At 64.0% G+C, this 20632-nt stretch carries 17 protein-coding genes; 10 read left to right on the top strand and 7 right to left on the bottom strand.

The window, feature by feature from the left end:
• Positions 1-92 precede the first annotated feature (92 nt).
• Positions 93-497: a YccF domain-containing protein gene (locus ACYCVF_RS27855; protein WP_459601773.1), complete on the top strand. Its 405-nt coding sequence runs from the start codon at positions 93-95 to the stop codon at positions 495-497.
• Positions 498-605: 108 nt separating this feature from the next.
• On the opposite strand, the gene ACYCVF_RS27850 is transcribed toward ACYCVF_RS27855, so the two are convergent.
• Positions 606-1607 (bottom strand): helix-turn-helix transcriptional regulator, encoded by a 1002-nt coding sequence (locus ACYCVF_RS27850; RefSeq protein ID WP_459601771.1) that lies wholly within the window; start codon positions 1605-1607, stop codon positions 606-608.
• A gap of 94 nt (positions 1608-1701) precedes the next feature.
• Between ACYCVF_RS27850 and ACYCVF_RS27845 the strand changes: the two genes are divergently transcribed.
• The 3 genes from ACYCVF_RS27845 to ACYCVF_RS27835 all read left to right on the top strand — a co-directional run bounded on the left by ACYCVF_RS27845 (position 1702) and on the right by ACYCVF_RS27835 (position 5359).
• Positions 1702-2265, top strand: a complete 564-nt coding sequence (locus tag ACYCVF_RS27845) for a helix-turn-helix transcriptional regulator (RefSeq protein WP_459601769.1) — start codon at positions 1702-1704, stop codon at positions 2263-2265.
• A 455-nt stretch (positions 2266-2720) separates the two neighbouring features.
• Positions 2721-4151: a DUF1254 domain-containing protein gene (locus ACYCVF_RS27840; RefSeq protein ID WP_459601767.1), complete on the top strand. Its 1431-nt coding sequence runs from the start codon at positions 2721-2723 to the stop codon at positions 4149-4151.
• A gap of 188 nt (positions 4152-4339) precedes the next feature.
• Complete coding sequence (locus tag ACYCVF_RS27835) at positions 4340-5359, top strand: SphA family protein (protein WP_459601821.1); 1020 nt, start codon at positions 4340-4342, stop codon at positions 5357-5359.
• Positions 5360-5437: 78 nt separating this feature from the next.
• On the opposite strand, the gene ACYCVF_RS27830 is transcribed toward ACYCVF_RS27835, so the two are convergent.
• Positions 5438-5845, bottom strand: coding sequence for a hypothetical protein (locus tag ACYCVF_RS27830; protein WP_459601765.1), 408 nt, complete (start codon positions 5843-5845; stop codon positions 5438-5440).
• A 1238-nt stretch (positions 5846-7083) separates the two neighbouring features.
• Here ACYCVF_RS27830 and ppc point away from each other — a divergent pair.
• Entirely contained in the window at positions 7084-9891 is a 2808-nt protein-coding gene (gene ppc / locus ACYCVF_RS27825) for a phosphoenolpyruvate carboxylase (protein WP_459601763.1), read from the top strand.
• Between the two features lie 135 nt (positions 9892-10026).
• On the opposite strand, the gene ACYCVF_RS27820 is transcribed toward ppc, so the two are convergent.
• The 4 genes from ACYCVF_RS27820 to ACYCVF_RS27805 all read right to left on the bottom strand — a co-directional run bounded on the left by ACYCVF_RS27820 (position 10027) and on the right by ACYCVF_RS27805 (position 13896).
• Positions 10027-11139 carry an SMP-30/gluconolactonase/LRE family protein gene (locus ACYCVF_RS27820; protein ID WP_459601761.1) on the bottom strand — a complete coding sequence of 371 codons (1113 nt, stop codon included), beginning with the start codon at positions 11137-11139 and terminating at the stop codon, positions 10027-10029.
• A 129-nt stretch (positions 11140-11268) separates the two neighbouring features.
• On the bottom strand, positions 11269-12183 hold the full coding sequence (locus tag ACYCVF_RS27815) for an SDR family NAD(P)-dependent oxidoreductase (protein ID WP_459601759.1): 915 nt from the start codon (positions 12181-12183) through the stop codon (positions 11269-11271).
• 156 nt (positions 12184-12339) lie between these two features.
• Positions 12340-13479 carry a thiolase C-terminal domain-containing protein gene (locus tag ACYCVF_RS27810; protein WP_459601757.1) on the bottom strand — a complete coding sequence of 380 codons (1140 nt, stop codon included), beginning with the start codon at positions 13477-13479 and terminating at the stop codon, positions 12340-12342.
• Between the two features lie 3 nt (positions 13480-13482).
• Positions 13483-13896, bottom strand: coding sequence for a Zn-ribbon domain-containing OB-fold protein (locus ACYCVF_RS27805; RefSeq protein ID WP_459601755.1), 414 nt, complete (start codon positions 13894-13896; stop codon positions 13483-13485).
• A 178-nt stretch (positions 13897-14074) separates the two neighbouring features.
• On the opposite strand from ACYCVF_RS27805, the gene ACYCVF_RS27800 reads away from it, so the two are divergent.
• From ACYCVF_RS27800 to ACYCVF_RS27780, 5 genes are all read left to right on the top strand, one after another.
• Complete coding sequence (locus ACYCVF_RS27800) at positions 14075-15424, top strand: amidase (RefSeq protein ID WP_459601753.1); 1350 nt, start codon at positions 14075-14077, stop codon at positions 15422-15424.
• A complete protein-coding gene (locus tag ACYCVF_RS27795; RefSeq protein WP_459601751.1) occupies positions 15417-16103 on the top strand; it encodes a DUF2848 domain-containing protein in 687 nt (228 codons plus the stop codon). Before ACYCVF_RS27800 ends, ACYCVF_RS27795 begins: the two co-directional genes overlap by 8 nt.
• A gap of 178 nt (positions 16104-16281) precedes the next feature.
• Positions 16282-17028 carry a 2OG-Fe(II) oxygenase gene (locus ACYCVF_RS27790; protein ID WP_459601749.1) on the top strand — a complete coding sequence of 249 codons (747 nt, stop codon included), beginning with the start codon at positions 16282-16284 and terminating at the stop codon, positions 17026-17028.
• 9 nt (positions 17029-17037) lie between these two features.
• The gene (gene alkB, locus ACYCVF_RS27785) at positions 17038-17691 is read left to right on the top strand and encodes a DNA oxidative demethylase AlkB (protein ID WP_459606689.1); all 654 of its coding nucleotides are present in this window, start codon (positions 17038-17040) and stop codon (positions 17689-17691) included.
• A 75-nt stretch (positions 17692-17766) separates the two neighbouring features.
• A complete protein-coding gene (locus ACYCVF_RS27780; RefSeq protein WP_459601745.1) occupies positions 17767-19011 on the top strand; it encodes an MFS transporter in 1245 nt (414 codons plus the stop codon).
• Here ACYCVF_RS27780 and ACYCVF_RS27775 read toward each other — a convergent pair.
• A complete protein-coding gene (locus ACYCVF_RS27775; RefSeq protein ID WP_459601743.1) occupies positions 18989-20617 on the bottom strand; it encodes a thiamine pyrophosphate-dependent enzyme in 1629 nt (542 codons plus the stop codon). The genes ACYCVF_RS27780 and ACYCVF_RS27775 overlap by 23 nt on opposite strands.
• Positions 20618-20632: the final 15 nt, after the last annotated feature.

Here is a 20632-nt window from a genome sequence, read left to right as displayed (position 1 = left end):
GCGCTGTGCGTCACAAGGGCATGTTGCCATCTTAGCAGGGAAAGATTTCGATCCTATATAGGTGAGGTCACTCTCGACTGCGGAATGTTCCCATGGCCCCCGTCTCCATTCTCCTCAACATCCTCTGGATTCTCATCGGCGGCGCCTGGATGGCGTTCGGCTGGCTGGTGGCTGCCATCATCATGGCCATCACCATCATCGGACTGCCCTGGGCGCGTGCGGCGTTCAACATCGCCGTCTACACCCTGCTGCCGTTCGGCTCGCGAGCGGTCAATCGCTATGACGTCACCGGCGTCGAGGATATCGGCACCGGTCCCCTCGGGGTGATCGGCAACATCATCTGGTTCGTGCTCGCCGGCTGGTGGCTGGCGCTCGGCCATGTCCTGACGGCGGTGGTGCTCGCGGTCACCATCATCGGCATCCCCTTCGCCTGGGCGCATCTCAAGCTAGCGGGCATCGCGCTCTGGCCGATCGGCAAGGTGATCGTGCCGGCTTAGGGCGCGCGGACGCGTCAACCCCGGTCACGGGGTCCGGTGCGCTCCAGCGAAGAAGTCTTTGGAGCTTCGCGGCGATGGACGCTCCTGTGGGGCACGACTTTCCCGTCGCTAGGCTCTCGGCGAATTCTCTCGAAACTCGCGCGGCGTTATGCCCGCCATGCGGCGGAAGGCACGGGCAAAGTGAGCCGGGTCGGTGTAACCCGTGGCAAAGGCAACATCGATAATCCTGGCGTCCGTCTTGCGCAGCAAGTCGGCGCCTTTGTCGAACCGGACCTGATCGAGCAAACGGGAGAATGTCAATCCTGCGCCTGCGAGGCCGCGTTGAAGGCTTCTCACGCTGGTCCCGGCGATCTCAGCCACCTCGGCGATGCCGAGAGGGCCCTCATCCAGGTACGACGGAAGCATCATCTTGAGCGATGTTATGGCATCGGTGCCGATGCGCCGAAACTCGCGCTCCGATGGGACTGATGCTGCGGGCTTCACCGGATTGGGTAAGCTCAGCAGTGAAATGGGCAAATCAATCCATGAGACCTTCTGACCCGATAGGAAACGGGTGTGGGGCCACCGGGATTGGGTCTCGGGGCCAGGCGTGTATCGAGCTTCGAAGGCGATGGTCGCCGGCGCCCAGTTCGGCCCTGCAAACTGGCGGATGACGTACACCATCATCACGTTCTGCAGCCATTGCGTATGCTCAAGATGCAGCGTTCCAGCAGTTCCGGAGATGCTGTTGCAAACCCTCAAGAGGTCATCATGACGCTCGATCCAATAGCGGACGAAGTTGTCCTCGATCTGGATCAGCTGACACCATTGCTCCAATACGGCAAACAAGGTCGGCGCGTGGCGAACAGCAGCTTGAAGTTGGTCACTCATATGACCAAAGTGCATTCGTTGGACGGCTTGAAATCCAAGATCCGCAATCCCCTGCGATGACTGTGCAATCGTTGCGAAACGAAGCGCGGGAATGAGAGGGAAATAGTCATTGGGCTTCTTTTCGGGATGTGCAGGCAGGCCGAACTTGCTCAGCATCCGTTCAGCCGGGGCCCCGACATCGTTCAAAACCTCAACGAAAGGTGCAAGCAGGGCGCAGCGCGCCACGACTATGGCCTTCATGGTCGTACGTCCGGGACGTCACGGCTTTCCGCTGTCCCGGCCTCCCAAGGTGATGCAGCCGTGCGCCTTGCTCATGATGCTACTTTAGACTGAGTTGAAGATCAACCTTGCCGCGATGCGCCCCAGCATCATGCCGGTGCTACCCTTCGCAAGGGCCGGCGAAGTCGCATTTTGGCGCGCGATGGCCATACGTCACGGCGCATTCTGCGTAAACATTGGCGAAGATGTCGGAAGAGCCGAGGTTTCGCGCCGCATCATGAAGCGAGTCTCTACGCCGTCCCGATACGCCGTCCGAGCGGCCATCGCAGCGTCGCTGCGCCAGGACCGTGCGGTGCTCCCCCAAACGGCGCACCGGCTCGGCATCAGTGCCCGCTCGCTTCAGCGCCGTCTTGCCGACATGGGCACGACCTACGCCGAGCTCGTCGCGGAGGTTCGGATCAACACCGCGTGCCATCTGCTCGCGGAATCGGACGAAAACATTGCCGACATCGCTGCGCGTTTGGGTTTCGCAGGTGCCAGCAGCTTCAGCCGCAGCTTCGTGCGTTTGATGAAGATCCAACCCATCGTCTATCGCCGACAACAGTCAAACCGGACGAGGGGCGCGAAATACGGTCCTTTTGCCCGAAAGTCGGCAGGTAAGCGCCTCTCAGGGCTCTGAAACGATTAACTCGATCTCGGAATGATTGGCGCGAAATGGCAAGACGCCGCGACATCGAGAGATCATTCTGCACGCCGGTGCGAGCGCGCCTTGATTGATCAACGAGCTGGGAAACGCGTCATGCAGGCATGTGGGCTACCCGCCGTTATCTATTGGGTTTCGGCAGGCAACGGCCAACGACAAGGACGCGCGGCAAGGGGCGCCTGGAAATCGCTCGGAAAAAACCTGTTCAGGGGGCGGCACGGCATTCTCTGCGTGGAGCTTGCGGTCATATTTGGTCGGCGACTTCCGTGCGAGTTTGCAACGAAGTTTCCAACCCACCGGTCTTGATTTCTACGAACACCACACGGTTTCTCACCCGAACGACAGAGGAGCGGGTTCCCCGCAGCTCGGTGAATTGATCGACCAAGCGCATCGAAAGATTTCCAGTATTCGATTTCAACGGAGTTCGTACCATGAACGTCACCCGTCGCAACGTAACGATCGGCGGCATGAGCCTGCTCGCTGGTTCCTCGATAAGCGTGCCGAGCCGTGCCGAGCTCGGCGAGTTTCTCGGCATCGGCGAGGGACTTGAGGATTTTGCACTCGCCACCGACGCCTACATCTTCGGCTATCCGCTCGTGACGATGGAGATGACGCGCCGTGTCATCACCAACGTTGCAGCGCCGGTCGGCACGCGCGCGCCGATGGGTCAGATCATCAAGCTGCGAAAGTACCCTGATGCGGCTTTCCGCGACGTAACGGCACCAAATGCGGACACGCTCTACACCAGTGCGTTCTTCGACGTCGGCAAGGAGCCGTGGGTGCTGAGCATCCCGGACATGAAGGGCCGTTACGCACTCTTCCCGATGCTGGACGGCTGGACGACGGTGTTCCAGGTGCCGGGCAAGCGGACGACCGGCACCGGCGCGCAGACTTACGCCATCACGGGCCCCGGATGGAAGGGCACGCTGCCATCCGGCGTCAAGGAGTATAAGTCGCCCACCAGCATCGTGTGGCTGCTCGGCCGCATCTATTGTACCGGCACGTCCGAAGACTACGCCGAGGTGCACAAGCTGCAGGACGAATGCAAGCTGGTCCCGCTGAGCTCCTATGGCAAACCCTACACACCGCCCGAAGGCAAGGTCGACGCTTCCATCGACATGAAGACTGCCGTTCGTGATCAGGTCAATCGCATGGATGCGACGGCTTATTTCACGTTGCTCTGCAAGCTGATGAAAGACAATCCGCCGTCGGCCGCCGACGCGCCGCAACTCGCCAAGTTCGCGAGGATCGGAATCGTACCCGGGCAGGATTTTGATCCAAGCAAGCTCAAGGCAGATTTCGTCAAGCGAATTCCGGAAATCGGATTTGATCGCATCATGCTTCAGTTCAAGATCAACAAGGACATGAAGGACGAGAACGGCTGGGGCTTCACCACCAAGACCGGCATTTACGGTACCGATTATCTGATGCGGGCTTTGGTTACCGCCATCGGGCTCGGCGCCAACCGTCCGCAGGACGCCGTATATCCGACATCGCTGAAAGACGCCGAAGGCCGCAAATACAACGGCGCCAACAAATACGTGCTGCGATTTGCCAAGGGGCAATTGCCGCCGGCGCTCGGGTTCTGGTCGTTGACGATGTACGATGCGAACTATTTCTTCGTGGAGAATCCACTCGACCGCTACTCGATCAGCGCGCGGCAGAATTTGAAATTGAATCCCGACGGCTCCACCGATCTCTACGTCCAGAAGGGTTCGCCTGGGAAGGACAAGGAATCCAACTGGCTTCCCGCACCGTCAGGCGATTTTGTCCTGATGATGCGGCTGTATTGGCCGAGCGAGAAGAGCCCCTCGATCATCGATGGTTCTTGGAAGATTCCGCCGGTCAAGCAGGTCACATGAGCCGAAGGCGGCAGACAGCACAAACTCTCAAATGCCTCGGCTGGTCCGGCCTGCGGCTATGACCTTATCCGCTCCACCACCCGCTGCAGTTCGGCGACGTCCATTTTGGGTTCAGACATAATTAGTGTTGGGGGTAGAGAGTGACGCCATCCAAACAAGAATCTCGGGTTTGGTTCACCCGCTCAAGTCTGAGCGCAGCCATAGTGCTGCTCGGCTGCGTGGCCGAGCCAGCATATGCGGATGAGGGTGGGATTTCGTACTGGCTTCCCGGCCGGTTCGGCAGCCTCGCGGCCGTCCCGGGGGTGCCGGGCTGGTCGATGGCGGCGGTGTACTATCACACTACCGTGTCCGCATCCGGGGCCACAGCCGCGGCGAAGGAAATCCAGATCGGCAGGTTTCCCGCGACGGTGAACAGCAGCCTCAATCTGCATCTCAATGGTCAGGGCGATCTCGTTCTGCTCAACCCCACCTACACCTTCGCAACACCGGTGCTGGGCGGACAATTGGCAATCGGTGTAACCGGCCTGTTCGGGCGGTCGAGCGCCGACCTGAGCGGGACGCTGACCGCGGCACTCGGACCGCTTGTGATGACGCGCAACGGCACCATCGCCGATTCCATCACATCGGTCGGCGACCTCTATCCGCAGGCGACATTGAAGTGGAACGCCGGCGTCCACAATTTCATGACCTATGTGACCGGGGACATTCCGGTCGGCGCCTATTCGCCAACCCGGCTTGCCAATCTCGGTATCGGCCATCCTGCCATCGACGGCGGCGGCGGTTACACCTATTTCAATCCGCAGACCGGCCACGAATTTTCGGCCGTCGCGGGATTTACCTACAACTTCAAGAACCCCGACACGCAGTATCAAAGCGGCATCGACTTCCACGTCGATTGGGGCGCCTCCCAGTTTCTCTCCAAACAGGTTTTTGTCGGCCTGGTAGGGTACGCCTATCAGCAGATCACCGACGACTTTGGACAACACCCGATCCTCGGTGGTTTCCGGTCACGGGTCGTCGGCGTAGGTCCGCAGGTCGGATACTTGTTTCCGGTTGAAGACATGCAAGGTTATCTCAACCTGAAGGCATATGGCGAATTCGCGGCGGAGAACCGGCCGGCGGGATGGAATGCGTGGTTGACGTTCTCGATCTCGCCGATGGCTCCTGCCGGCACCGTGGCGCCGACCCGACGAATGGTGACGAAATAGGCCCTGGTCGCACACAATTCCTCGCGTTGCCTGACAGGCAAAGCGCGCCACATGCAGGTCAAGGGGCCGGAAGCGTCCTCAGATTTCGCAACCGGTCAAATTCAATGCCTTGCGCAGGCCACCAAATGCCTTGAGCCGACAGGGCTCGCTATTGTTGGCGGCCTGCGAACGCTGGACATTGGCCGTTCGCTTGATAACGGCTGCCTTCGGTTTTGGCTTGGGACGTTCAGCGGTCGCGATCTTCTTCGAATGGTGCCGATGACGGGTGATCGTTTCCGGCTCGCGCGAACCGAAATGGATGTCTTCTGGCGGAACAACGGGCGGTTCGACCAAAGCGGCCTGTGTCGGCATCTCGCTGCTCACAGCGACGACGTCGAGGCGATCGGCCTTCGCCAATGCGTCATGTGAAACAGAGATGCCTGCGGTTTGCTCGACAAGCGGCTGGACGATCGCGGCCGCGCGACGTGGTGGAGCTGTCAGCTCCATTGCTGAGAGCATTCCTACACTCAACAGGATAAGGAGGCCCAACAACGCCATTCTCAGCATAATGCGCCTCTAACCTAGGTTAGTGCCGCTGAAAATTCTCCGCTGCAATAAGGCAACTTGTCGGCGGCTGCCGCCTCACGACGAATCATTTGCCCGATAGGGTTAACGTCGGTGATGCTCCTGCACGTGCCGAAAATGCCGCCGCTCAGGTCGTAGGATGGGTAGAGCGCCAGCGAAACCCCATCAAACCGTCCGCGTCTGATGAGTAGGATGGTTTCGCAAGGGCTCAACCATCCTACGCGCTGTTCGGCCGCCTTTCATCCCTCCCATCTCTCGCGTCTGACGGGCAAAGCACGCCACGTGCAGGTCAAGGGACGGCGCCGTAAAATATTCTGATTGACCGAATTCGCGGTTTCGGGTAAATCGCAAGGCATCCCGGCTCGTCAAAGGGACGTTTCGCGATCGTCACGATACGTAGGCCGGGATGCGATGGACGCGGTAGCGCCGGCGCGTGACGAGGATGGCAGGGCGGGGTAAACCTCGTGAGCCATCACGATCCGCGGGATCGACACGGCGCGGTCACAGCGTTTCCTTTCGGCGTCGGGGCGAGCACGCGCGAGCTTCCGAATGTTTGGGAGGGGACGTCCGCGGACGGCAAAAGCGTGTGGTCCTGACGCCCGGGGTCTGTGCGTCAAGGCTTGCGGTGGTGAAGCGGCCCGACCGGGCGCGTGCATCAGTCATCCGCAAGGCGACGGGGGCAATAGTGCATCGCTCCCCGGGGAGAGCGCGCCATAAGCCGTAAAACCATTGCGCAGGGAAGGCCGGGATGTCCCGGCGTCACCTGTGGTCACCCCGCGTGCGTTTTTTCGCGTGCGGACCCTGGGTGCCTGCCGGCTCCCGGCCTTCCCTGCGCCCTTTCTTCTCGACGAGGGCGAAACGGACTGCAAAGCTCGGGCGAAACCGGCCGCGAGAAGGCGAAGGCATGTGCCATAGAGATAAACGAGCAAGCTATCGTGCCCCGGACGCAGTGCAGCGCTCCTTCAGCGATGCGCTGCAGAGCCGGGGCCCATAGCGGCGATGTTATCTGTGCTTCTGGGTCCCGGATCAGCGCTTCGCTTGTCCGGGACACGAATGGCGGGCAGTTTGCGCCGCCAGCAAGTTCATCTTGCACTGCGGTAGAAAAATATCGCACACTCCTCCGGACCGGGCCGCCAAGGTCGCCAGCAGGGGAGCGAGCCATGTCCCTCCAGACCGTACCATCCGAGACCGACCAGCGCCCCAACCGCCCGGAGGATGTCCAGGCGCTGGAGGCCGACACGCGGCTGCGCGACGACATCCGCCTGCTCGGGCGCATCCTCGGCGACACCGTTCGCGACCAGGAGGGCGCCGACGTGTTCGATCTGGTCGAGCGCATCCGCCAGACCTCGATCCGGTTTCACCGCGACGAGGATCGGCTCGCCCGCCGAGAGCTCGAGCAGATCCTCGACAGCATGTCGACCTCCGAGACGGTGCGGATCGTCCGGGCCTTCAGCTATTTTTCGCACCTCGCCAACATCGCCGAGGACCAGAACAACATCCGCCAGATGCGCGCCCGCAGCGCTGCCAAGGAGACTGGAGCGCGCGGCGGCTCCGGCGTACTGGCGGAGACGCTGGCGCACGCCAAGGCGGCGGGCATCGGCGCCGACCAGCTCCGCAACTTCTTCAAGACCGCGCTGGTCAGCCCGGTGCTGACCGCGCACCCGACCGAGGTCCGCCGCAAGAGCACCATGGACCGCGAGATGGAGATCGCAGCCCTGCTCGACCGCCGCGAGCGCGTCGCGCTGACCGCGGAGGAGGCGGCGGCGAGCGACGAGCAGCTTCGCCGCGAGGTGCTGACGCTATGGCAGACCAATCTCTTGCGCCGGACCAAGCTCACCGTGCTCGACGAGGTCGCCAACGGCCTGTCGTTCTACGACTACACCTTCCTCCGCGAGGTGCCGCGGCTCGTCAACGCGCTGGAAGACAGGCTGGAGGAGGGCGGCGAAGAGGCCGCTGGCGAAGTCGCCTCGTTCCTGCGCATGGGCAGCTGGATCGGCGGCGACCGCGACGGCAATCCCTTCGTCACCGCCGACGTGATGCGCGGTACGCTGCGGCTGCAGTCGAGCCGGGTGATGCAATTCTATCTGAACGAGCTGCACGTGCTCGGTTCGGAATTGTCGATCGCGGCCCATCTCGCCGACGTCTCCGAGGAGCTGCGCAACCTGGCGGAGCGCTCGCCCGATACCTCGCCGCACCGGAGCGGCGAGCCCTATCGCCTCGCGGTGTCCGGCATCTATGCCCGGCTCGCTGCAACGGCCGAAATGCTCGAGGTCGAGATCACACGCCGGCCGGTCGGCAAAGCGGCGCCCTACGCCAGCGTCAAGGAGCTGCAGGCCGACCTCGACGTGCTGCACCGCTCGCTGATCTCCAACAACGCCCGCGTCATCGCGCGCGGCCGGTTGCGGCTGCTCCGCCGCGCGGTGGACTGCTTCGGTTTCCACTTGGCGCGGCTCGACATCCGCCAGAATTCGGCCGTGCACGAGCGCACCATCGCCGAGCTGATGGACGCGGCGAACCCCGGCATGTCCTATCTCGCGCTCGGCGAGGATGCCCGCATCTCGCTGCTCACCAACGAATTGCGCTCGACCCGCGCGCTGGTGTCGCCCTTTGTCAAATACAGCGACGAGACCATGGGCGAGCTCAACGTCTTCCATGCCGCCGCGGAAGCGCATGCCAAGTTCGGCTCGGACGCCATTCCCCAATGCATCATCTCGATGTGCAAGGGCATGTCCGACATGCTCGAGGTCGCGGTGCTGCTGAAGGAGGTGGGCCTCGTCCATCCTTCCGGACGCAGCGCCGTCAACATCGTCCCGCTGTTCGAGACCATCGAGGATCTGCAGGCGTCCAGCGGCATCATGGATCGCATGCTGTCGCTGCACGATTACCGCCGCCTCGTGGACAGCCGCGGCAGCGTGCAGGAGGTCATGCTCGGCTATTCCGACTCGAACAAGGACGGCGGCTTCGTCACCTCGGGCTGGGAACTCTACAAGGCCGAGATCGGCCTCGTCGAGGTGTTCGAGCGCCATCACGTGCGGCTGCGCCTGTTCCACGGCCGCGGCGGCTCGGTCGGCCGCGGCGGCGGTCCGAGCTATGACGCCATCATCGCCCAACCCGGCGGCGCGGTGAACGGGCAGATCCGCATCACCGAGCAGGGCGAGATCATCTCGTCGAAATATTCCAACGCCGAGGTCGGCCGCAGCAATCTGGAGATTCTCGCCGCTGCGACGCTGGAGGCGAGCCTGCTGCATCCGCGCCAGAGCGCACCGCGCCGCGAATATCTCACCGCGATGGACGAACTCTCGAACCTCGCCTTCAAGGCCTATCGCGGCCTCGTCTACGAGACGGACGGCTTCGTCGACTATTTCTGGTCATCGACGGTCATCAACGAGATCGCAACGCTCAACATCGGCAGCCGTCCGGCTTCGCGCAAGAAGACGCGCGCCATCGAGGACCTTCGCGCCATTCCCTGGGTGTTCTCCTGGGCGCAGTGCCGCCTGATGCTGCCGGGCTGGTATGGCTTCGGCAGCGCGGTCGAGCAATGGATCGCCGAGCATCCCGACAAGGGCATGCCGTTCCTGAAGGAGCTCTACAAGGAATGGCCGTTCTTCCGCATGCTGCTGTCGAACATGGACATGGTTCTGGCGAAAAGCTCGATCGCGATCGCCTCGCGCTATGCCGAGCTCGTGCCCGACGAAGCCCTGCGCGAGAAAATCTTCGGCCGCATCCGTCGCGAATGGCATTCCTGCATCGAGACGCTGCTCGACATCATGGGCCAGGACCGGCTGCTTCAGAGCAACCCGCTGCTGGAGCGCTCCGTGCGTCACCGCTTCCCCTATCTCGACCCGCTCAACCACGTGCAGGTCGAGCTGTTGAAAGAGCACCGCGCGCAGAACCCGGACGAGCAGGTGCTGCGCGGGATTCAGCTCACCATCAACGGCATCTCGGCAGGCTTGCGGAATACCGGGTAGCTAGAGAGCCGGGTGGCCATCACCCTCACTCATCATGCCCGGGCTTGACCCTGGCATCCACGTCTTTCCTCTCTCGCCGCTGCACGTGGATGCCCGGGTCAAGCCAGGGCATCCAGAGTGGAGAGACCATATGCCTCAACAGAAATGCGCGCCCTGCGTTTCCACATACACCGCGTAGAGCGATTGGCTCGCGGTCATGAACAGGCGGTTGCGCTTCTTGCCGCCGAAGCAGACATTGGCGCAGGTCTCGGGCAGCACGATCTGCCCGATGCGCGCACCATCGGTCGGCGCGAACACCTGCACGCCATCATAGCCTGGACCGACCCAGCCAGCGCCGACCCAGATGTTGCCCTCGGTGTCGACACGTAGTCCGTCGGGGAAGCCCGACTTTCCGTCGAGCGTCATGTCGATGAGCTTCTTTGGGTTCGATAGCTTCGGCCCGTCGATGTCGTAAGACCACACCACGTTTTTGGCTTCAGGATAATGCGTGATGCCGGTGTCGCAGACATAGAGCTTCTTGTAGTCGTGGCTGAAGGCGATGCCGTTCGGCTTGAACGGCTCGTCCGCGACCTTGGCGACCTGCCCGGTCTGGGTGTCCAGGCGATATACCGCTTCCTTCTGATGGGGCTGGAGCGAGCCGGTCTTGGCGAGCTTGCCTTCGTAGATGCTGATCGCGCCATAGCCGGGATCGGTGAACCAGATCGCCTTGTCGTTGGGATGCACGACCATGTCGTTCGGACCGTTGAGCGGCTTGCCATTGGCCTGCTCTGCCAGCGCCGTCGCCGAGCCGTCATGCTCGTAGCGGACGAGACGCGTGCGCTCGGCGCTGAGCTGGCGCCCTTCGGTGTCGAAGGAATTGCCGTTGGATTCGTTCGACGGCTTGTGGAATTGCTCGGAGATGTGGCCGTCGTCATCGAGATAACGAAGCTGCCGGTTGGCGGGGATGTCGCTCCAGACGAGATATTGTCCCTGCGCATTCCACGCCGGTCCCTCGGCCCACAGGCAGCCGGTGTAGAGCCGCTTGATGGCGGTATTTCCGACCTTGGCTTTGAAGCGCTTGGGATCGATGACGACGATGTCGGGGTCGGGATAGCGTTGCGGCTCGGCGTTGGCGCCGAAGTCGCGGGCATTGGCCTGTGATGCCAGGACAGTGGAGGCGGCGAGTGCCGCCGTGCCTTTGAGGAGCGCGCGGCGGCCGAGGCCGCCGACGCCGGAGGTGTCGCTTGAGTTGGTCAGTATTCTTGTCATGGTTTCCTTCCCAAAGTTTCGTTGGAAGGCCACCATCTGCCCCTATTCGGGCATAAAGCGGAGCGATCTCTGGCCGAGACAACCAGAGATCGCAGTACAGGGATGCCGGAAATACGGCTAGACGGAATTCTACACCGGATCCCACGTGAAGATGTCGGCCGAACGGTCGAGCTTGTAGAACGAGCCCTTCAGCGCCGGCATGCCGTGTTCCGCGATCGATTCCGGCGTCCAGCCTTCGCTCCGCTGCACCGAGCGGATCGGGCGGTTCTGGCTGAACAGGAATATCTCGTTCATGCGCACGCCGAAGATCTGGCCGGTGACGTCCTTGGCGGAATCGCCGAGGAGATAGCCGCAGAGCGGCGCGATCTTCTCCGGCCCCATCTGCTTGATCTTCTCGACGCGCGCCTTCTCGGCGTCGGTCTCGGTCGGGATGGTGCCGATCATGCGGGTCCAGGCGAACGGCGAGACGCAGTTGGAACGGACGTTGAAGCGGCCCATGTCGAGGGCGATCGACTTGGACAGGCCGACGATGCCGAGCTTGGCGGCGGCGTAGTTGGCCTGGCCGAAATTGCCGATCAGGCCGGAGGTCGAGGTGAAGTGCACGAAGGAGCCAGACTCCTGCTCGCGGAAGATGCGGGCCGCAGCGTGCGAGACGTAGAACGAGCCCATCAGATGCACCTTGATGACGGCCTCGAACGCTTCCACGCTCATCTTGTGGAAGATCATGTCGCGCAGGATGCCGGCATTGTTGACGACGCCGTCGAGCCGGCCGAAATGATCCGTCGCCGTCTTCACGATCTTGCTGGCGGGGATCGCTTCGGCCACCGACTCGAAGTTCGCGACCGCGGTGCCGCCCCGCTTCTTGATCTCCTCGACCACCTCCTCGGCGGGCGCGGCGTTCGCGCCGGCGCCGTCGGCTGCCGCGCCGGGGTCGTTGACGACGACCTTGGCGCCTTCGGCTGCGCACAGCAGCGCGATCTCCCGCCCGATGCCGCGGCCTGCGCCGGTGACGATGATGACCTTGTCTTGCAGTGATTTGCTCATGTGGGTTCTCCGCTAGCCGTTCCAAATTCCGCCGTCATTCCGGGATGCGCCGAAAGGCGCAGGCCGGAATCCATACTCCCGATCGTGATTATGGATTCTCAGATGCGCAATTGCGCATCATAGCTCGTCGCTTCGCGCCGCCCGGAATGACAGCCACTACCTCTCGTTCGTAAACACGATCGTGCCACTTGCGGCGAACATGCCGCCGACGCCGTGGCACACCGAAATCTTCGCGTTCGGCACCTGCGCCGGCGCGATGCCGCGCATCTGCCGCACGCTCTCCTGGAGCGCGTACATGCCGTACATGCCCGAATGCATGTAGCTCAATCCGCCGCCGTTAGTGTTGAGCGGGAGCTTGCCGCCGGGACGTGTGTTGCCGTCCGCAATGAACTTGCCGGTCTCCTCATAGGGCATGAAGCCGAGGTCGCCGAGCCCGAACAGCGGCAGATGTGCGAAGGCATCGTAGATCATGAGATGATCGACGTCCTTGTGCGCAATGCCGGCTTCCTTGAAGGCGAGGGGGCCTGCGGTCTTGAAAGCACGCGAGGAGTTGAAGGTCTCCATCTGGCTGACCATCGGCGTCTCCACGCTCTCGCCGGTGCCCATGATGTAGACGGGCTTGCGCGGAAAATCCCTGGCGCGGTCGGCCGAGGTCAGGATCAGCGCGCCGCCGCCGTCGGTGACGAGGCAGCACTGTAGAAGCCGGAACGGATAGGCGATCATGCGCGAGTTGAGGACGTCGGCGACCGTGATCGGGTCCTTCATCATCGCGCGCGGGTTCTTCGCCGCCCATTCGCGTTGCACGACCGCCACCGAAGCAAGCTGCTCGTGGGTGATGCCCCAGGTCTTCATGAAGCGCAGCACGGGAATCGGAAACATGCTGGGTGGCCCGTAGACGCCATAGGGCGCCTCGAACTGGCCGTTGAGGCTGTCCGCCGGCGTCGAGCGCGGCGCCTTGCCGATCATCGACTTGCCGCTCTCGGCGTGGGTGATCAGCACGGTCTTGCACAGGCCTGCCTCGATCGCCGCGGCGGCGTGGCGGACGTGGAGCATGAACGAGCAGCCGCCGACCGAGGTGCCGTCCACCCAGGTCGGCTTGATGCCGAGATAGTGGCAGACCTGCTGCGGCGTCTCGACCGCCGTGGCGAAGCCGTCGATGTCGGACAGCTTCAGCCCGGCGTCCGCAATGGCGTTGAGCGCGGCATCCGCATGCAGCTGGAGCTGCGAGGCGTTGGGGATGACGCCGAGCTCGGTGGTCTCGGCCGCGCCGACGACGGCAACCTGGTTCTTGCGCATGGCTTATCCCTTCGCCGGACGGAAGACGGGCAGGGTGATCTTGTCGTCGAGCTCCTGGAAGGCGACCTCGAGCTTCATGTCGAGGTCGAGCGCCTCCGGCGTCTGCGGGCAATCGATGATGTTGCTCATCATCCGCGGTCCCTCGTCGAGCTCGACCACGGCGATGGCATAAGGCGGCGTGAAGCCCGGCGCGGCGGGACGATGGTTGATCACGTAGCTGTAGAGGAAACCCTTGCCGCTCGCCTTGAACACCGAGACCTTGCGTGAGGCGCAGGAGGGGCAGAAGGGGCGCGGCGGGAAATAGACATGCGCGCAGGCGTCGCAGCGCTGCAGGCGCAGCTCGCCCACCTTCGTGCCGTCCCAGAAATGCTGGGTCTCCGGGGTTGGTTTCGGTCGCGCGCGCTGCGGTTCGGCCATCTCGGAAAGCCCTCCCAAACGGCAGGCCTCGCGCCCACCTGCTTCGATCTTGATGCGACAATCGACCATGGTGCGTCAACGGTCCAGCAATACGCATGCATGCCATCATGCGCACAATGCTTGTGTCGAACTGAGCCAGCGCTATAGATTGCGCGCGCAAATATTCCGTGAGACAGACATGCCCGAATTCCCGACGCTGGCGAAGCTCGCCGAAGACCTCGAAAGTGGCCGCACGACCTCCCGCAATCTGGTCGAGGCGTGCATCGCCAGGATCGCCCATCCCGCCGGCGAAGGCCAGCGCGCCTTCATCCATGTCGACAAGGACGCTGCGCTGGCGGCGGCCGATGCGATGGACGGCCTGCGCAAGGCCAAGGCGGCGCCGTCGCGCTTTGCCGGCATCCCGATCTCGATCAAGGACCTCTTCGACATCAAGGGCCAGGTGACGCGCGCCGGCTCGCGCGCGCTCGACGATTCGCCGCCGGCCGAGCAGGATGCCGCAACGGTGGCGCGGCTGCGCAGGGCCGGCTTCGTCGTGATCGGCCGCACCAACATGACCGAGTTCGCCTATTCCGGCATCGGCATCAATCCGCATTACGGCACGCCGAAGGGCGCCTGGAACCGGGCCGAGGGCCATGTGCCCGGCGGCTCGTCCTCGGGCGCGGCAGTTTCGGTGCTGGACGGCATGGCCCATGGCGCGCTCGGCACCGATACCGGCGGCTCCTGCCGGATTCCGGCCGCCTTCAACGGCATCGTCGGCTACAAGCCAACGCAGCGCCGTGTGCCCCTCGACGGCTCCGTGCCGCTCTCGTTCTCGCTCGACAGCATCGGGCCGCTGGCACGATCGGTCAGCTGCTGTGCCATACTCGATGCGGTGCTCGCGAACGAGCCGATCGTCGCGCTGAAGCCGCGGCCCGTGAAGGGCATGCGGTTGGCGGTGCCGACCACGATCGCGCTGGACGATCTCGATAAGGAAGTGGCGGAGACGTTCGAGCGTGCGCTCAAGAGCCTCGCCGACCATGGCGCGATCATCGAGCGGATCGAGATGGCCGAATTCCACGACATCGGCCCGATGAACGCCAAGGGCGGCTTTGCGGCTTCCGAAAGCTATGCCTGGCACCGCTACCTGATCACGTCCAAGGGCGATGTCTATGATCCCCGAGTCTCCTCGCGCATCATGCGTGGTGAAGCGCAGAGCGCGGCCGATTACATCGACCTTCTCAACGAGCGCCGCTCGCTGATCGCCCGAGTCAACGCGCGGATTGCGCCCTATGATGCGCTGGTGCTGCCGACCACGCCGAATACGCCGCCGAAGATCGCTGCTCTCGCCGACGATCAGGCCTTCACGCGCGAGAACATCCGCGCCCTGCGCAATTGCAGCCTGATCAACCTGATCGACGGCTGTGCCATCTCGATCCCTGCGCATCGTGAGGGCGATGTCCCGGTCGGCCTGATGCTGGCAGGCGCCGGCGGATCAGACCGACGGATTTTCGAGCTTGCCGCCGGCATGGAGGCCGTCATTCGTGTTTGACCTGACTTTCACCGTCGATGCCCAGGACACCACCACGCCGCTGACGCTGGCAATCGACCAGATGGTCATTGCCGGCTGGACCGGTCGCGATCCCGTCGCCCGCGACAAGCACATCGCGGAACTCGAGGCGGTCGGCATCGCCCGCCCGGCCTCGACGCCGATCTATTACCGCGCCTCGGCGCGGCGACTGACCCAGGAAGACCGCATCGAATGCACCGGTGGCGATTCCAGTGGCGAGGTCGAGTTCGTGCTGATCGGCTGGCAGGGCCGCATCTTCGTCGGCTGCGGCTCCGACCACACCGATCGCAAGGTCGAGGCCTACAGCGTCACGGTGTCCAAGCAGATGTGCGACAAGCCCATCGCCTCCACCCTGTGGGAGCTCGAGGACGTCATCGGCCATTGGGACAGGATGATCCTGCGCTCCTACGCCACGATCAAAGGCGAGCGCGTCCTCTACCAGGAAGGCACGTTGGATGCCATGCTGCCGGTCACTGAGCTCATCGCGCGCGGTTTCCAGGGTGGAAAGTTCCCCGATGGCTGCGCCATGTTCGGCGGCACCTTCGCCGCCAAGGGCGGCATCCGCCCCGCCGATCGTTTCGAGTTTGAGCTGGAAGACCCCGTGCTGAAGCGAACGATCAGGCACGGGTACGACGTGACGACGCTGCCGGTAAGAGGCTAGGTTCCAATCGGAAATCGGGTGGTTGCGGCGGTTACGATCTGCGACACCCACTTTCGTCATTCCGGGGCGCGCCCACTTGGCGCGAGCCCGGAATCCATACTCCCGATCGTGGTTATGGATTCCGGGCCCGCGCCAAGAGGCGCGTCCCGGAATGACGGGCGTGGATAGGATGATCGACATGACTGTCGCCAAACGTAGTGCCACATCTGATTCTGAAATTGATCTCGCCCACCACGTCGATGCCCTCGACTGGCCTCAAATCACCGGCCAGCTCGACACCGAGGGCTGCGCGGTCCTGAAGGGCCTGCTGACGCCGGACCAATGTCGCGCCGTTGCCGCCCTCTACCCCGACGACGCCAACTTCCGCAGCCGTATCGTCATGGGCCGCCACGGTTTTGGCCGCGGCGAGTACAAGTACTTCTCCTATCCTCTGCCCGAACTAATCGCGCAGCTCCGCCCGGCGCTCTATGCGCATTTGCAAGGCGTCGCCAACCGCTGGAACGAGGCGATGGGGATCGACATCCGCTATCCCACTGCGCATGCGGCGTTCCTGAAGCGCTGCCATGACGCCGGGCAGGCGCGGCCGACGCCGCTGCTGCTGCAATATGAGGCCGGCGACTACAATTGCCTGCACCAGGACCTCTATGGCGAGCACGTGTTCCCGCTCCAGGTCGCGATCCTGCTGTCCGAACCCGGGCGCGATTTCACGGGCGGCGAGTTCGTGCTGACCGAGCAGCGCCCGCGCATGCAGTCCCGCGCCGAGGTCGTGCCGCTTGCACAGGGCGATGGGGTCGCCTTCGCTGTGCATCACCGGCCGGTGCAGGGGACACGCGGCACCTACCGCGTCAACCTGCGCCATGGCGTCAGCCGCATCAGGTCCGGCCAGCGCCACACCCTGGGCGTGATCTTTCATGATGCCAAATGAGCGCTCCGATTGACGGGTGATCTGTTCGACAGTGTTGCCGAAGCACAGCCATCGCGCGAGGAGATCGCCGACGGCGCCGTGCTGCTGCGCGGCTTCGTCAAGCCGATCGAGAACGAGCTGATCGAAGCGGTGCGCGCCATCGTGGCGCAATCTCCGTTCCGGCGCATGACCACGCCCGGCGGCCACCTGATGTCGGTCGCGATGACCAATTGTGGCGAGCGCGGCTGGATCACCGATCACACCGGCTATCGCTACGATCCCCTCGATCCGCGTACCGGAACGCCTTGGCCGGCGATGCCGCCCGTCTTCCGGGATCTCGTGCGCCGCGCGGCGGAGCAGGGCGGTTTCGCCGGCTTCGCGCCCGATGCCTGCCTCGTCAACCGCTACGAGCCCGGCACCCGATTGTCGCTGCACCAGGACAAGGACGAGCTGGACTATTCGGCGCCGATCGTCTCGGTGTCGCTCGGCCTGCCCGCGACCTTCCTGTTCGGCGGCCTGGCGCGCAGTGACAAGCCGCGCCGCTTCCGGCTCGTTCATGGCGACGTCGTGGTCTGGGGCGGACCGAGCAGGCTCGCCTATCATGGCGTGGCGCCGCTCGCCGATGGCGAGCACGCGCTGCTCGGACGGCGGCGCATCAACTTGACCTTCCGCAAGGTGCTCTGAGGCATTCCCAAGGGGCATTGCCGTCGTCTAAGCTTCTGCGAGGGGGTGGCGACGCCTCTGCGAGGGGGCGGCGACATGACGACTGCAGAGATCTCGACCGGGGCGGGCACGAACGCATCGCGCACGGGGCTCTATCTGGCCGTGCTGCAACTCGTGTTCACGCTGGGCTGGACGACCTATGTCGTCTACCTGCCGAAGCTCGCGGCGGACGTCGGCCTTGCGCCGGCGGCCGTGATCCTCATCCTGATGCTCGACCAGGCGATCTTCACCATCGCCGATACCGCGATGGGGATCGCCGCCGACAAGCTCGCACCCGTCGTCGGCAGGCTCGGCCTGTTCGTCGGCGTGCTGGCGGCGATCTCTTGCGGCGCCTTCGTCGCGCTGCCCTTCGTGGCTGGCGTCGGTGCCGGCGCGCAGATTTGGTTCATCGTGCTGATCGTGGTCTGGTCAATCGCGTCGTCGGCCCTGCGCGCGCCGCCGCTGACCCTGCTCGGCAAATACCGCGCCAAGCCGCAGGTGCCGTTCCTCGCGGCATTGGCCATGCTGGGCTATGGCGTCGCCGGCGCCGTGTCGCCCTATCTCGGCGTAGTGCTGCGCGAGCACGATGCGCGGCTGCCATTCGTGATATCGAGCGCGGTGCTGCTGCTGACGGCGCTGGGCCTGTCACGGATCGAGTATGACGTGGCGCGTGACACCGCGCGGCCGACGCCGGCCTTGGCGGCCAAGCCGCTTGGCCTCGTCCCGATCGCCTTCATCGTCGCAATGGTCGCGCTGGCGCTCGGCTATCAATTGCACTTTGCCATGAACAGCGCGCCGTCCTATCTGCGCTTTGCCAAGCCGGATGAGCTGCAATGGCTGATGCCGGTGTTTTGGATCGGCTTCAACATCGCGATGTTTCCGGCAAGCCTCGTCGTCAAGCATCGCGGCGGCCTGATCGTGATGGGAGCCGCCGGCCTGTTCGGCGCGGTGGCGATTGCCGCCGCCGAATTTGCCGGCAGCCTCAATATGCTGATCGTCGCCCAGTTCCTGGCCGGTGCCGCGTGGGGCTGCATGCTGATGAGCGCGATCTCGGCTGCGCTCGCGATCGGCTCGACCGGGGCGGAAGGAAAGGTCACCGGCCTTGTCTTCTCGGCGCTGGCCCTCGGCACCTTCGCGCGGATGGCGGCGGTCGCGGGCGGCCTGCAGAAGATGCCGGACTACGCGCCGCTGCTCCTCTGGGCGCCGATCGCCTGCTGGTCGGTCGCAGGCGCGGGCCTGCTGGTGATCGCGGCCGCGCGTCTCCAGGGTGGTGCTCACCTCAAGGCTTCGGCGGGTGGATGAAGGCCCAGGGGCTCACTTCCGAATCCCTGGTCACCTCGACCGAGACCAGATACGGCCCGCCATGGGCCAGCGCTTTCTCCAGCACGGCCTTGAACTGATCCGGCGCGGTGACGCGCGCGGCCGCAACGCCGAAGGATTCCGCAAGCTTGACGAAATCCGGATTGACGAGATCGGACGCCACCACGCGGCCGTCGAAACGCTCGCGCTGGTCGCGGCGGACATTGCCGTAGGCGTTGTTGTTGAACACCAGCGTCACGACGCCGATGTTGAACTGCACGGCCGTCGAGAGCTCCTGCACGGCGAACATGAAGCCGCCGTCGCCGGTGATCGCGACCACCGGCTTGTCAGGGTTGGCGACCTTGGCCCCAAGCGCGGTCGGAAAGCCCGAGCCGAGCGTGCCCTGGTAGCCCGACGTGATGAAGGTGCGCGGCTGGTAGACCGGGAAGCCGTACCAGGACGCGAAGCCGACCTGCGACAGTTCATCGGTGACGATCGCGTTCGCCGGCAGCACCTCGCGCAGGATGTTGAGATAGGCCATCTGCGGCTGGATACGCTGGATCTCGGTCTGCGCTGCCGCGGTCGCTTCGCGGATCGCCTCCCGCCGGCCACGGGTGCGCGCATAGCCGGCTTTCTTCACGGCTGCGACGAGATCGGCCGTACCGGCCCTGGCATCGGCGACGATGGCGACATCGGAGATGATCCGGCGCATCTCGACCGGGTCGATGTCGATCCGAATGGATTTCAGTCCACTTGGTTGGTAAGGCCAGCGAAAGCCCGAGGCCGGCAGCTCCGCGCGGGTGCCGATCGCGATCATCAGGTCGGTCGTAGGCCACAGTCTGTAGGCCGCCGCCATGGTGAGTCCGAGTTCGTGCGCGTTCGAGACGATGCCGCGCCCGCTGCGGAAGGCGACCACGGTCGCATCGATCATCTCGGCGAGTTCGAGGATCTCCTCGCCCGCCTCGATCGCGCCGCTGCCGACGAAGATCATCGGCGCCTTGCTGGACTTGATGAGCGCGGCTGCCTGCTTGACCAGGTCGGGATCGGGCCGCGGCGCGGGCAGCGGCTCCATCACTTGAGCAGCCGCCGTGTCCGCGCGCTGGGTGAAGATATCCCAGGGCATCTCGACGGAAGCGGGGCCGCGCCGTCCCGACATCATCTCCTGGAACGCGCGCGCCACGACCGTCGGTGCGTTGCCGGGATATTCGATGCGGTCGGCCCATTTCACATAGGTGCGCAAGGTCGCGAGCTGATCCGGCATCTCGTGCAGATGGCCGCGCCCCTTGCCGAGGAACTGCGTCGGCACCTGGCCGGTGACGCACAGCACCGGTTCGTTGCAGCCGAACGCAGTGAGCAGTGCCGCGCTGGCATTGAGCACGCCGGGGCCGGGCACGACGCTGAACACGCCAGGCCTGCCGCTGGAGCGCGCATAGCCGAACGCCATGTAGCCGCAGGCCTGCTCGTGCCGTGCACCGATCACCTTGAGCTGGGCCTGGTGGAAGGCGTCGAACAGACCGTAGACCTGCGCGCCGGGCAGGCCGAACACGGTGTCGACGCCATGGGCGACCAGGCCGCTTACGATCGCTTCGCCGCCGGTGAGGGTGGTCATCGCATGATTCCATTC

The organism is Bradyrhizobium cedriense, assembly GCF_054602315.1.
Note: the sequence above shows the minus strand (reverse complement) of the source record. Positions and strands in the feature narration are given on the sequence as shown.

Bases quoted from the DNA above. Each gene is read 5' to 3' on its own strand.
- ACYCVF_RS27855 (WP_459601773.1), top strand. From the start codon at position 93: ATGGCCCCCGTCTCCATTCTCCTCAACATCCTCTGGATTCTCATCGGC.
- ACYCVF_RS27850 (WP_459601771.1), bottom strand. From the start codon at position 1,607: ATGAAGGCCATAGTCGTGGCGCGCTGCGCCCTGCTTGCACCTTTCGTT.
- ACYCVF_RS27840 (WP_459601767.1), top strand. From the start codon at position 2,721: ATGAACGTCACCCGTCGCAACGTAACGATCGGCGGCATGAGCCTGCTC.
- ACYCVF_RS27830 (WP_459601765.1), bottom strand. From the start codon at position 5,845: ATGGAGCTGACAGCTCCACCACGTCGCGCGGCCGCGATCGTCCAGCCG.
- ppc (WP_459601763.1), top strand. From the start codon at position 7,084: ATGTCCCTCCAGACCGTACCATCCGAGACCGACCAGCGCCCCAACCGC.
- ACYCVF_RS27820 (WP_459601761.1), bottom strand. From the start codon at position 11,139: ATGACAAGAATACTGACCAACTCAAGCGACACCTCCGGCGTCGGCGGC.
- ACYCVF_RS27815 (WP_459601759.1), bottom strand. From the start codon at position 12,183: ATGAGCAAATCACTGCAAGACAAGGTCATCATCGTCACCGGCGCAGGC.
- ACYCVF_RS27810 (WP_459601757.1), bottom strand. From the start codon at position 13,479: ATGCGCAAGAACCAGGTTGCCGTCGTCGGCGCGGCCGAGACCACCGAG.
- ACYCVF_RS27805 (WP_459601755.1), bottom strand. From the start codon at position 13,896: ATGGCCGAACCGCAGCGCGCGCGACCGAAACCAACCCCGGAGACCCAG.
- ACYCVF_RS27800 (WP_459601753.1), top strand. From the start codon at position 14,075: ATGCCCGAATTCCCGACGCTGGCGAAGCTCGCCGAAGACCTCGAAAGT.
- ACYCVF_RS27790 (WP_459601749.1), top strand. From the start codon at position 16,282: ATGACTGTCGCCAAACGTAGTGCCACATCTGATTCTGAAATTGATCTC.
- ACYCVF_RS27780 (WP_459601745.1), top strand. From the start codon at position 17,767: ATGACGACTGCAGAGATCTCGACCGGGGCGGGCACGAACGCATCGCGC.
- ACYCVF_RS27775 (WP_459601743.1), bottom strand. From the start codon at position 20,617: ATGACCACCCTCACCGGCGGCGAAGCGATCGTAAGCGGCCTGGTCGCC.